The sequence below is a fragment of the Bradyrhizobium sp. WYCCWR 12699 genome (assembly GCF_032144035.1).
GTDB lineage: Bacteria > Pseudomonadota > Alphaproteobacteria > Rhizobiales > Xanthobacteraceae > Bradyrhizobium.
On the sequence record NZ_JAVTJN010000039.1, the window covers coordinates 801,412 to 814,413 of the forward strand.

The 13,002-nt window shown below is 66.2% G+C and carries 12 protein-coding genes; 6 read left to right on the forward strand and 6 right to left on the reverse strand.

Annotated features, from left to right (window positions below; translation table 11 throughout):
- Positions 1–16: 16 nt before the first annotated feature.
- The 6 genes from ccmI to RPS27_RS34555 form a co-directional block, all read right to left on the reverse strand.
- The gene (ccmI, locus tag RPS27_RS34530; RefSeq protein WP_259205412.1) at positions 17–1,123 is read right to left on the reverse strand and encodes a c-type cytochrome biogenesis protein CcmI; all 1,107 of its coding nucleotides are present in this window, start codon (positions 1,121–1,123) and stop codon (positions 17–19) included.
- A gap of 131 nt (positions 1,124–1,254) precedes the next feature.
- On the reverse strand, positions 1,255–1,524 hold the full coding sequence (locus RPS27_RS34535) for a hypothetical protein (RefSeq protein ID WP_212067121.1): 270 nt from the start codon (positions 1,522–1,524) through the stop codon (positions 1,255–1,257).
- A 99-nt stretch (positions 1,525–1,623) separates the two neighbouring features.
- A complete protein-coding gene (locus RPS27_RS34540) occupies positions 1,624–3,024 on the reverse strand; it encodes a hypothetical protein (RefSeq protein ID WP_194407193.1) in 1,401 nt (466 codons plus the stop codon).
- 160 nt (positions 3,025–3,184) lie between these two features.
- Complete coding sequence (locus RPS27_RS34545) at positions 3,185–4,561, reverse strand: sensor histidine kinase (RefSeq protein WP_194407192.1); 1,377 nt, start codon at positions 4,559–4,561, stop codon at positions 3,185–3,187.
- A 94-nt stretch (positions 4,562–4,655) separates the two neighbouring features.
- Positions 4,656–5,321, reverse strand: coding sequence for a response regulator transcription factor (locus tag RPS27_RS34550; protein ID WP_018315821.1), 666 nt, complete (start codon positions 5,319–5,321; stop codon positions 4,656–4,658).
- Between the two features lie 230 nt (positions 5,322–5,551).
- The gene (locus tag RPS27_RS34555) at positions 5,552–5,707 is read right to left on the reverse strand and encodes a hypothetical protein (protein WP_174718932.1); all 156 of its coding nucleotides are present in this window, start codon (positions 5,705–5,707) and stop codon (positions 5,552–5,554) included.
- 234 nt (positions 5,708–5,941) lie between these two features.
- Between RPS27_RS34555 and RPS27_RS34560 the strand changes: the two genes are divergently transcribed.
- The 6 genes from RPS27_RS34560 to RPS27_RS34585 all read left to right on the forward strand — a co-directional run bounded on the left by RPS27_RS34560 (position 5,942) and on the right by RPS27_RS34585 (position 11,930).
- Positions 5,942–6,916, forward strand: a complete 975-nt coding sequence (locus RPS27_RS34560) for a Ku protein (protein ID WP_212067122.1) — start codon at positions 5,942–5,944, stop codon at positions 6,914–6,916.
- Positions 6,917–6,974: 58 nt separating this feature from the next.
- Positions 6,975–7,211, forward strand: coding sequence for a hypothetical protein (locus RPS27_RS34565; RefSeq protein ID WP_212067123.1), 237 nt, complete (start codon positions 6,975–6,977; stop codon positions 7,209–7,211).
- A 286-nt stretch (positions 7,212–7,497) separates the two neighbouring features.
- Positions 7,498–7,662 carry a Flp family type IVb pilin gene (locus RPS27_RS34570; RefSeq protein ID WP_194408239.1) on the forward strand — a complete coding sequence of 55 codons (165 nt, stop codon included), beginning with the start codon at positions 7,498–7,500 and terminating at the stop codon, positions 7,660–7,662.
- A gap of 217 nt (positions 7,663–7,879) precedes the next feature.
- Positions 7,880–9,421 (forward strand): thymidine phosphorylase family protein, encoded by a 1,542-nt coding sequence (locus RPS27_RS34575; RefSeq protein ID WP_313754981.1) that lies wholly within the window; start codon positions 7,880–7,882, stop codon positions 9,419–9,421.
- A complete protein-coding gene (locus RPS27_RS34580; RefSeq protein ID WP_212067125.1) occupies positions 9,418–10,338 on the forward strand; it encodes a ribose-phosphate pyrophosphokinase in 921 nt (306 codons plus the stop codon). Before RPS27_RS34575 ends, RPS27_RS34580 begins: the two co-directional genes overlap by 4 nt.
- Positions 10,335–11,930, forward strand: a complete 1,596-nt coding sequence (locus RPS27_RS34585) for an MBL fold metallo-hydrolase (protein WP_212067126.1) — start codon at positions 10,335–10,337, stop codon at positions 11,928–11,930. The genes RPS27_RS34580 and RPS27_RS34585 overlap by 4 nt, the downstream gene beginning before the upstream one ends.
- The last annotated feature ends 1,072 nt before the right edge of the window (positions 11,931–13,002 follow it).

Sequence of the window (13,002 nt, forward strand, 5' to 3'; positions counted from 1 at the left end):
TCTCGTCCCGACATCGTCATCCGCCGAGCCCGAGAGTCTTGAGGCCTTCGTTGAGCTGGCGAAGCCGCTCGGCATCGCTGGCAACCGCCTGCCGGGCATCGACTGATGCCCCCATCGCCTTGTCCCGCTCGCCCATCACGAGATAGGCGCGCACCAGGCGCAGCCAGCTCTCGACGTCGTCGCCGTTCTGCTTCAACCGGGTGGCGAGGCGCTCGACCATGCCGCGCACCATCGCGTTGCGATCGCCTTCGGCCATGTCCTTGGAAGCGGCAATCGTCTCGTCGGACAGCGCGGGCATCGTGCCGCCGCCGCCGACCCGCGCCAGCGAGGTCTGCACCAGGGCACGCCACGGCGCATCCGCGGGCGCTTTCGCGAGCAGCGCGCGCCAGATATTGGCAGCATCGTCCTTGCGGCCGTCCTGCTCGGCGGCAAGGCCCAGGAAGTAGTTCGCCTTGGGATCGTCGGCGTCCAGAGCGTGGGCACGGTCGAATTCGGACTTGGCCTCGGCGGTCACCACGCCGCCGGCGGCGGCCGAGAGCGCCTCGCCGAGATCGGCCCGGCGCTCCGCGCTCTCGCCATTGTAGGTGAGCGAGCTGCGATAGGCGCGCACGGCGTCGTCGAAACGGCCGAGCCGCTGCAGCACCGGCGCCAGCACGTTCCAGCCGCGCCCGTCGGTCGGATTCTTCTCCAGATGCTGCTGGACCTGCTCGACGAGATTCTCGAGCGACTGCGCCTTGCCCGGCGCGCGCTCGCGTTGTGCCAGCGGGAAGTCCTGAAGCCTGGGCGAGCCGAGCGGCATGTAGACGGCGATCGCAACGAGCGGCAGGCCGGCGAGCGCCGCTACGGCCGCGGCGCGGCGCCATTTCAGATTCGACGTCGGTGCCACCATGGGCTCGCTGGCGGCCGCGGCAAGCAGCCTGCGGCTGATCTCGACGCGCGCAGCCTCGGCGTCCGGCGCCGGAATCAAGCCTGCGGCGAGATCACGCTCGACCTCGGCCAGCTGGTCCTTGTAGACCGCGACCTCGCTACCTTGATCTTGCGCGCGTCCCTTGCGGCCAAGCGGCCAAAGCACGGCGAAAATCGCCGCGACCGTCATCAGCGCGAACACGAACCATAGCGTCATCTGGCAAGCTTCCGGCAGCGCACGAACCGCGCCCATAGGTGGCTTTACACCACGGCCGGACGATGCGGCAATTGACAATTGTCAATTCGGCGCGACCGCGCACGGTCTCGAAACGGTGGAAGACCAACGGCTTAGCCGATCTCGAAATCCACACTTTGCGCGGCGTCCTCACCGTGCCCGTTGAAGGCCTTCAGGAAGTATGTTCCCGGCTGGACGGCCTCCGGCAGTCTGATGCGCAGCGCGCCGACCGGAACCGGAGATGCAACCCTGGTGATGGTCTCGGACAATTGCCGACCGCTTGCCTTCTCGACCAGCACCACCTTGGCGCCGACCATCAGTCTTTGATACTTGGCAACAATGATGCGGTTCTCAATTTCGATCGAGCTGATAACGGGTTTCATGCGCCCACAAATAGAAGTTCCCCGGAGTTGCACGGGACCGTACGGCGCGCCACCGGCACCGTCAACCACAAATTGTGATCACGAAAAGATGCGCTTGAATCAGCTTGCGCGCGACGATTTGCGCTCGCCCGTCGCGGCATTCTGCGCGGCCCGACTCATCAGCGAGGCGTAGTCGTCGCCAAACAGCACCTGGCAGAAGCGAATCGCGGCGTCGACCTGCTGTTGCCTGTAGGTGCGGACCTTGTGATCGGCGGCGCGCAACGACTGCACCAGCTGCTCGGTCGAGCGTTCGACGTATTGCTGGAGATCGGAATAGGTGCGCAACGTCACCTCGTTGATCGCAAGCTCGCTCGCATAATTGCGGCAGGTCGCGACGAAATCGATCAGCGCCACGGTTTCTTCAACCTCGGTGCTGTCGATGCGCGCGCCCGGTGGAATGTCCTTCTCGGGGCGCTGGCGCAGGATGCGGCGGACGCGACCGGGAACGCTGTCGATCTCGGATTGCAGCGCGTTGGAGATGTCGGCCCGGATCGAGGTCAGCTGCTTGCCCCAGGCGGAATCGTTGCGCAGGTCGAGCTCGGTGCGCAGGCCCCGCACGCCATCGTGCAACGTCTTGAGATTGCCGGCCACGTTGTCGAAATGGCCGCGCTTGATGTCCATGCGCAGGGTGGCGGCGACACAGGACAGATCGTGCAGCGCGATCGTGACCGCGACGCCGTAAGGCGTCGCCGCAACGCGGATCTCGTCGTCGGAGGCCGCAATCTTGATGGCGAGGCGGATGATCTGCCACGGCGCGGTCATCCGCTGCACCACGATCGACAGCGCGAAGGGCAGCATCTGCGGCGTCTGGAGCACCGGAATGTTGAGCGCCGACGTTACCGAGGCGATCTGGGAATCGCCGAAGGCGCGCAAGGTCCGCGGCAGCTTCTCGTTCAGGCCGGCGATGGCCTCCCGGACCTGCAGCACCGCTCCGATCGAGTAGAGGTCCTCGATCACGTTGGGCGGGCCGACCCGGGCCAGCGCGCGCGATTTGTCGCCGCCGCCGGGACCCGTCAGCTCGAAAATGGCGTCCGCAGCCACGGCTTGGAGCTTCTGCGCCAAGGCCTCGACCTGCCCCGCACTGTCGGCGGGCATACGCGCCAGCGCGGCCTCGAATTCGTTGACCTTGTCCGGCGCGCCGTCGCGGCCGAGCCATTGCCAGATCGGCTGCAGCGAGGAGCGGCGGATCTGACCGACCCGGATCGGGGTGCCGGCTTCGACCAGGAAGGGTTCCAGCACTTGGAACAGCAGCCGCGACAGATCATCCGTGCGCGGCGGCGGGGCTTCTTCGGCTTCGGTCTTGCGGACGATCTTGCGCAACTGCTCGAGCACGAGGGTCGCCACCGCGGTGTCCTGGCCGCGATCGAGCGCACGCTCGAACTCCCGCATCAGCAGCGCCTGCGACTGCGGCGGGAGCTGCGCGAGATATTCCCTCAGCCGCTCGATCGATGTCTGGCTCATGCGCCCGGGTAATGCACGGTAAAATGGCGGACATGGGATGCGTCCGGGCGCGATCATAGGAGGCCCCACTTAAGAAGCCGTTTAGGAAGTCGGCTCGAATCCCCTCGGTTGGCGTCCGCAGGCCTTGGGCGAGGACGAAAAGCCACGTCGGAACAAGGGATTATATTCCCGGAAGGACCAGTTCGGCCCGCAGGCCGCCGGTCGGCGCGCCACCGAGCGAGAGGCTGCCGCCGTAGAGCGCGGCAAGGTCGGTCACGATCGACAGCCCCAGCCCCGATCCGGGCTTGGACTCGTCGAGCCGCTGGCCGCGCCGGGAGACCTGGGCGCGCTCGGCCTCTGACAGCCCGCGGCCGTCGTCATCGACGATGATCCGCAGCCGCGGGCCCACCCCTGCCTGGTGCGGCGCCTCCACCAGGACCTCGATGAAGACGCGCGAGGCCGCCCATTTGCAGGCGTTGTCGACGAGATTGCCGACCATCTCCTCCAGATCCTGGCGCTCGCCGCGAAATTTCGCCGAATGATCCGCCTTGGCCTCGACCACGATGCCGCGATCACGATGGATCTTCTCCATGGTCCGCCGCAGCGCCTCGATGGCAGGCGCCACCTCCGTCACGGTCGCGACCACGGAGACCCGCGCCGCGATGCGCGCGCGCTCTAGATGATGGGCGACCTGGTCGCGCATCACGTCCGCCTGCTCCATCACCTTGGCCGCGAACGGATCGGCAATGTGGGCGCCGGCCTCGTTGACGATGACCGAGAGCGGCGTCTTGATGGCGTGGGCGAGATTGCCGACATGGGTGCGCGCGCGCTCGACGATCTCGCGGTTGGCATCGATCAGCGCGTTGGTCTCGCGCGCCAATGGCGCGATCTCGACCGGGAATTCGCCTTCGAGCCGCTCCGCCCGCCCGGAGCGGATGTCCGCAATCGATTCCGAGATGCGCTTAAGCGGTGCGAGGCCGAAGCGGACCTGGAACACGGTCGTCAGCAGCAGCACGATGCCAAGCGCGGTGAAGGTGCCGCCGAGATAATAGTCGAAGCTGCGCGTCTCGTCGAAAATCTCGGTGTCGTCGCCGGCGACGCTGACGAGAAATTTGCCGTCGGCGCCGAGATCGACGGGACGTTCGACCATGCGCAAATTCTGCCCCTCGGGCCCGTCGACATAGGCGAGGCGAATGCCGGCGGCGGTGAGCTCGGTGCCCTGCTCCTCCAGCTTCGGCAGCTTCTTGTCCCAGAGCGAGCGCGAGGACCGCACTTCCGGCTTCTCGGTGTCGGTCCGCGTGATCTGCCAGTACCAACCCGACAGCGGCAGCTCGAACAGGGGCTCGCCCAGCGACTGGAACTGGCGGTCCGGCGGCTCGTCGGGGGTCGCGACCTCCGCGATCAGGGTGCGCAGATAGAGGTTGAGCCGGCGGTCGAAGGCGCGCTCGGTGGCGTTCTTGTAGACCGACGACAGCACCACGCCGGTGATGGCCAGGATCACCACGAGCCAGGCGGTCGCCGACAGGAACAGTCGGTTGGCAAGTGAGCTAGCGGCCATCGGAACGATCCCGGGAGGCGCAGGATGGCAGGGCGTCGGAGGTCATGACCGGACCAAGGCCCGTGCCGGGCGGCCCGTCAAGCCCCGGAACGCCTCAAGCGGCCGGCGGGGTCAGGAGATAGCCGAGGCCGCGGACGGTCTGGATGATGTCGACGTCGAGCTTCTTGCGGATGCGGCCGACGAACACCTCGATCGTGTTGGAGTCGCGGTCGAAGTCCTGGTCGTAGAGGTGCTCGACCAGCTCGGTGCGGGACACCACACGCCCGGAATGGTGCATCAGGTAGGCCAGAAGCCGATATTCGTGCGAGGTCATCTTGACGGGATTGCCGGAGACGCTGACCCGGCCCGTGCGGGTGTCGAGGGTCACGGGGCCGCAGCTGAGCTCGCTCTGGGCATGGCCGGTGGAGCGGCGCAGCAGCGCACGGATGCGCGCCAGCACTTCCTCCAGATGAAACGGTTTTGCGACATAGTCGTCGGCGCCGGCATCGAAACCCTGCACCTTGTCGCTCCAGCGGTCGCGTGCGGTGAGGATCAGGACCGGCATGGTGCGGCCGTTGCGGCGCCAGGCCTCCAGCACCGAGATGCCGTCCTTCTTCGGCAGACCGATGTCGAGCACGACGGCATCATACGGCTCGTTGTCGCCGAGATAATGCCCCTCCTCCCCGTCGAAGGCCCGATCGACGACATAGCCGGCGTCGGTCAGCGCCTTGGTGAGCTGGCGATTGAGATCGGGGTCGTCCTCAACAACGAGCAGGCGCACGTTTCTCTCCAGAGATAGGCCGCATCAACACTGCGCCAGATGAGCAATTCCGGCGTGAACTGAATATGAACGCCGGGAACCTTCCGCGTTACTTTTTGGTCATATACGCCGTGTTCGCAGCCAACGCGACTGCGCCCGCCCTGCGGCCGGACGAGCCGGCAGCAGGACGGGCGCAGATGTGCCGCGGACAGCGGCGCGTGGAAGGTCCGCCCTTCCCGTGAATTCGGCCGTCAGGTCCGGAAGAACACGAACCAGATGACGGCGAGGATCAGGATCGCAAGCCCGGTCGAGATGGCGAGCAGGGCGGCAACGGACGGCCCAGGTTCACCCTGCCGCGCCTCGGTTGCCGTTTCGACGATCTGATGCTGCTCTCGCGTGGTTGCCATGATGCCCTCAATCTCTGGATGTCGCTCCCGATAGCCGCGACCTCCTCGCAGCCGATGTCCAGAGCCAACGCGTGATGGGATACGATGTTCCGGCTTTTGCGGCCGGATCCGGCGGCACAGCATGGCCCAGCGGCCAGTTAACGCAGTTGCAAGATTCAGCAACCGGCCTTGCTTTGATTCGCTGTTCCCCGATGGTATCCTAGTCGTCTGTCCCCGTTGCGTTTGGAGTAGCCCATGGCCCCCCGCGCCAATTGGAAGGGTTTTCTGCGTCTGTCGCTCGTGACCTGCCCGGTCGCGCTCTATCCGGCCACTTCGGATACCGAGAAGGTCTCCTTCAACCAGATCAACCGCAAGACCGGGCACCGGATCAAGTACCTCAAGGTCGACGCCGAGACCGGCGACGAGGTCACCTCCGAGGACATCGTCAAGGGCTACAAGGTCGACACCGACACCTATATCGAGGTCACCAAGGACGAGCTCGACGACATCGCGCTGGACTCCACGCACACGATCGAGATCGACGAGTTCGTGCCGAAGTCAGACATCGACAACCGCTATCTGATCCGCCCCTATTATCTCGTGCCGGACGGCAAGGTCGGCCACGATGCCTATGCCGTGATCCGCGAGACCATCCGCAGCATGGACAAGGTCGCGATCGGCCGCGTGGTGCTGACCAACCGCGAGCACATCATCGCGCTCGAGCCGCTCGAGAGCGGGCTGATGGGCACGCTGCTGCGCTATCCCTACGAGGTCCGCAGCGAGAGCGAATATTTCGACGACATCCAGGACGTGAAGCTCATCAGGGACATGCTCGACCTCGCCAAGCACATCGTCGAGAAGAAGTCCGGCGCGTTCGAGCCCGAGCTGTTCGAGGATCATTACGAGACCGCCCTGATCGATCTCATCAACAAGAAGCGCTCGGGCATGCCGATCGCGGCCAAGGCCGCGCCGAAGACCGGCGGCAACGTCATCAACCTGATGGACGCGCTGAAGAAGAGCATCGCGAACGAGAAGGATACAGCGCCCGCGGCGAAGGTTGCCAAGGAGACCAAGGCCAAGAAGCCGAAGAAGCGCGTCGAGGGCCAGCGCGAGATGCTGCTGCCGATCGCGGGCAAGGGCGGCAAGGAGGCCGCGGCGAAGGCCGCGACCGCACCGAAGAAGGCCGACAAGCCGGTGCGCGCGCCGGCGCGAACGAAGAAGGCCGGTTAGCCGCACCGCGCGCGCGATCACGCCGTGATGTCACCTCTCGCGGATCGGGCGGCCTGACATGCCCTGGTCGACGGCGTTCGACGATCCCGTTCGCGTGAGCAGCAAGCGCGCGCTGCTCACGCTCCAGGACGCCGCCGACTACATCATGCAGCTGCCCGCGGACGCCCAGCACGAGGCACATTGGCAGACCGCCGTCGAGACCTTGATCAATGCGGCCGAGACGGGCGGCGGCTGGATGATGTTCGCCCGTATCGCCATGTTGCGGGCCCTGAACGCGCCTGCCGGGCGCCGATGACCGCGATGGCCCGGCAAACAGCCTCAACAATTCGTTAAGCGCCACCCCTCTCTCGATGCCGGTATCGTGGCAAGCGCCTCCCGAGGCTTGACCAGCCACACGGGCCCCGCGATTTGAATCCATTTGGACAGGCCGGCGGAACCTTAATTTAATGACTGCCGTCGTATCAGCGGAGGCGCGATCGCCCGGTCTTAATTCTATTGGCGCGCATAAAGACTTATTCGATCTATTGACGAATTCGATGACGACGCGGTCTTACGTTGGATCGGACGAACAGGAGTTGGCAATGCCTTTGCTTAGGTCTTTCCTTGCCGATGAAAACGGTGCGACCGCGATCGAGTACGGTCTCATCGCCGCCGGCATCGCTCTGGCAATCATAACGGCCGTGAACACCATGGGCACCACCCTCCTCAACAGCAAGTTCGTCGCAATCAGCACGGCGATGAAGTAGCCCCGATCCCCGATCTGGCCGGCCGATATCGGCGATATCGCCGCCGCATTCGGCTCCTCCTCTTTTCCGGACCGACGCGCCTGCAGCAGCACGGCTGCGTGACGGCACGCCGCGGCCCGCCCGTGCTGTGGCCGCGCGCGGGCCATGATCTGGGTCAACAGCATCAGGACCCCGACGTTTAAGCATGGAGGCCGAGTTTCCTCCTGCCGGCTCGTCCATGCATCCAGACCTTCCGCACGCCCAACTGAAGATCCGCCGTGTCCGGCTCGATACCGGACGCGAAAACGTCGTCGTCCTCTCCCGGCAGTCGAGAGCGCTGCGCGCCGAGATCTTCCGCGGCTTCAGCCGCGTCGAGCTGCGCCAGGGCGGCAAGGTCCTGCTGGCGACGTTGCTGATCACCGACGACGATACGCTGGTGGCCCCCGACGAGATCGGCCTCTCTGAACCCGCGTTCCACCGCTTCGCGCAAGGCGTGGGCACCCAGGTCACCGTCAGGCCGGCCTCCCCTCCGGAGAGCCTGGAAGCGGTGCGCGCGAAGATCCGCGGCCGAACCTTGAGCCAGGCCGAGATCGGCGCGATCATCAACGACCTCGCCCATTATCGCTACTCGGACATGGAGATCGCCGCCTTCCTGATCGGCTCGGCGAGCTTCATCACCAGCGACGAGCTGCTCGCCCTCACCGGCGCGATGGCCCAGGCCGGCACGCAATTGGTGTGGCCGACGCCTGTTGTCGTCGACAAACATTGCATCGGAGGCATCCCCGGCAATCGCACCTCGATGGTGGTGGTGCCGATCGTCGCCGCGCATGGCCTGCCGATCCCCAAGACCTCCTCGCGCGCCATCACCTCGCCCGCCGGCACCGCCGACACGATGGAGGTGCTGGCGCGGGTCAATGTCGGCGTCGAGGAGATGAAGGCGATCGTCTCGGCCTGCAACGGCTGCCTGATCTGGGGCGGACATGTGAACCTGTCGCCGGCCGACGACGTCCTGATCTCCGTCGAGCGCCCGCTCAGCCTCGACACCCGCGAGCAGATGGTCGCCTCCATCATGTCCAAGAAGATCGCGGCCGGCTCGACGCATCTGTTGATCGACATCCCGGTCGGGCCGACCGCGAAGGTCACCAGCGGCGTCGAGGCGATGCGGCTGCGCAAGCTGTTCGAATTCGTCGGCGACCGCTTCGGCCGCACGGTCGAGGTGATCATGACCGACGGCAGCCAGCCGATCGGCAACGGCATCGGCCCGGTGCTCGAGGCCAATGACGTCATGGCCGTGCTCGGCAACGATCCGGATGCGCCGCGGGATCTGCGCGAGAAGTCGCTGCGGCTGGCCGCGCATCTGCTGGAATACGATCCGAAGCTGCGCGGCGGCGCCGGCTATGCGCGGGCGCGCGAGCTGCTCGACAGCGGCGCGGCGCTGAAGCAGATGCAGAAGATCATCGACGCCCAGGGCCCGTCGACATGCAGCAGCGAGCTGGGATCGCTCAGCTTCGACGTCAAGGCGGCGCATGACGGCACCGTGTCCGCCATCGACTGCCTGCGCCTGAACCGCCTCGCCCGCACCGCCGGCGCGCCGCTCGACAAGGGTGCCGGCATCCGCCTGTTCAAAAAGATCGGCGATCGCGTCGAGCAGGGCGAGCCGCTCTATCGCGTCTACACGTTCGGCCGCCCCGAGCATGACCTGGCGACCGATGCCGCCACCGAGGAGAGCGGTTACGTCGTCAACGGTCATGAGCCCCCGCAGGGCAAGACCGCGCCATGAGCACGATCGCGCTGCAGACATTGTCCGGCGGCAACGATGCGGCGAAACGCCTTGCGGCGCGGCTTGGGCTGTCCTGCGCGGAGATCGCCGTGCATCGCTTTCCGGACGGCGAGCTGCGCGTCACCGTCGCGCCGGCGACCGACACCACCCTCCTCTATGCCCCGCTCGATCAACCCAATGACAAGCTGATCGCCCTGCTGTTCGCTGCGGAGGCCTTGCGACGTGGCGGCGCGAAGCGGCTGGTGCTGGTCGCGCCCTATCTCTGCTACATGCGGCAGGATGCTGCATTTCATGCGGGCGAGGCCATCAGCCAGCGTGCCATGGGTGATCTGCTCGCAAGGACCGTCGACCGAATCGTCACCGTGGATGCGCATTTGCATCGCACCTCCGACATCCGCTTGGTCTTTCCAGGCATTGAAGCGGAGAATCTGTCCGCCATGCCTGCTATCGCGACCGCACTGGCAAGCGGCGGCATCGACCCCGCGACCATCGTGATCGGACCCGACGTGGAGTCCGAGCCCTGGGTCAGCGACATCGCGCGCCGGCTGCGATTGCAGCATACGGTGGCGAACAAGACGCGACACGGCGATCGTTCCGTGGCGATCAGTTTTGCCGATCCCGGGCTGCTGTCGGGGCGGCCGGCGCTGCTGGTGGACGATATCGTCTCTTCAGGGACGACGCTCATCGAAGCGGCCAAGGCTCTGACGGCGATGGGCGCGACCGCCATCGATGCGGTCATCACGCACGCGCTGTTTCCGCCCGCGATGACCGTCGCATTCTCCAGCGCTGGCATCCGGTCGATCCGCTCGACCGACAGCGTGCCGCACCCGACCAACGCGATTGCGCTCGACCAGGTTCTCGCGACCGCGTTGCGGTCCGAACTGCCGACGACACATCTTGCGGAGACGATTCCATGAGCATTACCGTTCGATTTTGCGGTGCCGCCCGCACCGTCACGGGCTCGAGCTATCTGTTCCAGACCGCAGGCGGCCGCTTCCTGGTCGATTGCGGCCTGTTCCAGGGCCAGAAGACGCTGAAGGAGCTCAACTACGGCGCCTTCCCGTTTCGTCCCACCGATATCGATGCCGTGCTGCTCACGCATGCCCATATCGACCATAGCGGCCTGTTGCCGAAACTGGTGCGCGCGGGATTCGAGGGGCCGATCCTGGCGACGCGCGGCACGATCGATCTCTGCTCCTACATGCTGCCCGACGCCGGCAGCATCCAGGAATCGGAAGTCACGCAGCTCAACCGGCGCAACGCCTCGCGGGGCCGCAAGGAAGTTTACCCGATCTACACGCAGGCCGATGCGATCGCATCGCTGCAATCGTTCCGTGCGGTCGACTACGAACGCTGGACCGACGTGATCCCGGGCGTCCGCGCGCGCTATTGGAACGCGGGCCATCTGCTCGGCTCGGCCTCGATCGAGCTCGAGATCGCCGAGCAGGGAGCGCCACGTCCGCTGCGCGTGCTGCTCTCCGGCGACGTCGGGCCGGAGGCCAAGCTGCTGCAACCCGATCCCGAAGCGCCAAGCGATCTCGACTACGTCATCTCGGAATCGACCTATGGCGACCGGGTGCGCGAGGCCACGACCCCTGCCCTTCGCCGCAATCACCTCGCGGCCGAGGTGCGCGATGCGGCGGCGGCCGGCGGCGCGCTGCTGCTGCCCGCCTTCGCGGTCGAACGTACCCAGGAGCTGATCGTCGATCTCGTCGACTTGATGGAGCACGGCGAGATTCCGACCGCACCGATCTTCCTCGATTCTCCGCTCGCGATCCGCGCCACCGAAGTGTTCCGCCGCCATGCCGAGAGCCTCGACCCCTCGGTCGATGCCACGCGGCTGCTCAACTCGCCGCATCTCAAATTCACGGAGACGGCGGACGAGAGCAAGGCGATCATGCGCCTGTCCGGATTCCACATCATCATCGCCGCGAGCGGCATGTGCGACGCCGGCCGCATCCGCCATCATCTGAAGCGCTGGCTGTGGAACGAGCGCGCGACCGTGCTGCTCGCCGGTTTCCAGGCCAACGGCACGCTCGGCCGCTTCCTGCAGAACGGGGCCAAGGCGGTGCGGATCCAGGGCGAGGAGATCAAGGTCGCGGCACGCATCCGCATGATCGACGAATATTCCGGCCACGCCGACGGCGCCGGCATGGCCGGCTGGATCGCGGCGCGCCGGCCGATCGCCCGCGGGCTGTTCCTGGTCCACGGCGAGGAAGGCGCCATCGCAGGCCTCGCCGAACGCGTTGCCGAGCGCATCATTCCGGCGGCGAAGGTCTATCAGCCGACGCTGGACGACATCTACGAGCTCGCCGCGCCCGAACCGCGCGTGCTCGACGTCGATCACCGCCGCCGCCTCGCGCCGGAAGCCGTGACGCGCCTCGACTGGCACAACGAGATGTCCGAGCTCATGCTCGACATCAACGACCGGATTGGAGTCGCCGCCGACGACCGCGCCCGCGGCGTGATCATCCGACGGCTGCGCCGCGCGCTGGAGGAGACGACGTAGCGGCGCGTTGGCGCCTCTCCAACCGACGTCATTGGCCATATCGCGCCGCTCTCGTGTCCCGGACGCCCTGCAGTGCTCTTGCGCTGCTGCGCAGAGCCGGGACCCATGCTTCCGATCGTCGCGCTGTGAGATATGGGCCCCGGCTCTGCGCCGCATCACTTCGTGCTGCGGCGCGTCCGGGGCACGGGACTGATTTCTGGCGATGGACATAGCTTCCCATCCTCGCGGCGAATCTCGCCCGAGCTTTGCTGTCTTCTTCCGCCCTCTTCGAAAGCAAGGGCGCAGGGAAGGCCGGGCGCCGGCTGGCACCCGAGGTCCCGCGTGTGCTAGAGAACGCGCACGGGGTGGACGACAGGTACGCCGGTCACCCGGCCTTCCCTGCGCGATGGTTTTTACGGTGTCCTTCGTGCTCTCCTCGGGGAGCGTTGCACTATTGCCCCCGTCGCCTTGCGGATGTGTGATGCGCGCACCGGTTGGCCGCTGCATCTCCGCTAAGACTTGACGCCAGAACCGCGGGCGTCGGGACCACACGACTTCTCCGTCCGCGCACGTCCTCGCTGGGCTCTCCGCGGCTGGCGTGCGCTCACCGCAAAGACCATGCGAAAGACGCTGTCAGCGCCGTGTCGTATCGCGCCTGGCGCTGCTCACGGTTTCCCGCCCTGCTAGCCACCATCGCGCGCCGACGCCGTCGCGGCCACCGCATCCCGGCCCGCGTCTCGTGACGATCGCGAAACGCCCCTTGTGGCGGGCGGGATGGCGCGCGTTGTACGGCAAAACCGAACTTCTGTAAATACGAATATTTTTGCGCAAAACTCTCGACCCAGCGCTGGCGTGTTTTGCCCGTCGGGCGACACAACGGATGGTGTGTGGGCATCGGCCGGGTTGGCGCGAACACGGCTGCGTGAACTGCCGCTCCACCCCGCCCTTCCCGAAAATCAAGCTGTTCTCAAGGAAAACAGGAGCCCATCGGAAGACTTCAGCCAAGCCGGAACCGGCATCCCGGCCTACAGACAAGATTGTTCGCCGTTCGCCTCGGCATCGCGAAAAGCGTCACGATACCGCCGCACGGCCT

Coding starts and splice junctions, on each gene's coding strand:
- RPS27_RS34570 (WP_194408239.1), top strand. CDS start 7,498: ATGCCTTTGCTTAGGTCTTTCCTTGCCGATGAAAACGGTGCGACCGCG.
- RPS27_RS34545 (WP_194407192.1), bottom strand. CDS start 4,561: ATGGCCGCTAGCTCACTTGCCAACCGACTGTTCCTGTCGGCGACCGCC.
- RPS27_RS34575 (WP_313754981.1), top strand. CDS start 7,880: ATGCATCCAGACCTTCCGCACGCCCAACTGAAGATCCGCCGTGTCCGG.
- RPS27_RS34585 (WP_212067126.1), top strand. CDS start 10,335: ATGAGCATTACCGTTCGATTTTGCGGTGCCGCCCGCACCGTCACGGGC.
- ccmI (WP_259205412.1), bottom strand. CDS start 1,123: ATGACGCTATGGTTCGTGTTCGCGCTGATGACGGTCGCGGCGATTTTC.
- RPS27_RS34535 (WP_212067121.1), bottom strand. CDS start 1,524: ATGAAACCCGTTATCAGCTCGATCGAAATTGAGAACCGCATCATTGTT.
- RPS27_RS34580 (WP_212067125.1), top strand. CDS start 9,418: ATGAGCACGATCGCGCTGCAGACATTGTCCGGCGGCAACGATGCGGCG.
- RPS27_RS34555 (WP_174718932.1), bottom strand. CDS start 5,707: ATGGCAACCACGCGAGAGCAGCATCAGATCGTCGAAACGGCAACCGAG.
- RPS27_RS34540 (WP_194407193.1), bottom strand. CDS start 3,024: ATGAGCCAGACATCGATCGAGCGGCTGAGGGAATATCTCGCGCAGCTC.
- RPS27_RS34565 (WP_212067123.1), top strand. CDS start 6,975: ATGCCCTGGTCGACGGCGTTCGACGATCCCGTTCGCGTGAGCAGCAAG.
- RPS27_RS34560 (WP_212067122.1), top strand. CDS start 5,942: ATGGCCCCCCGCGCCAATTGGAAGGGTTTTCTGCGTCTGTCGCTCGTG.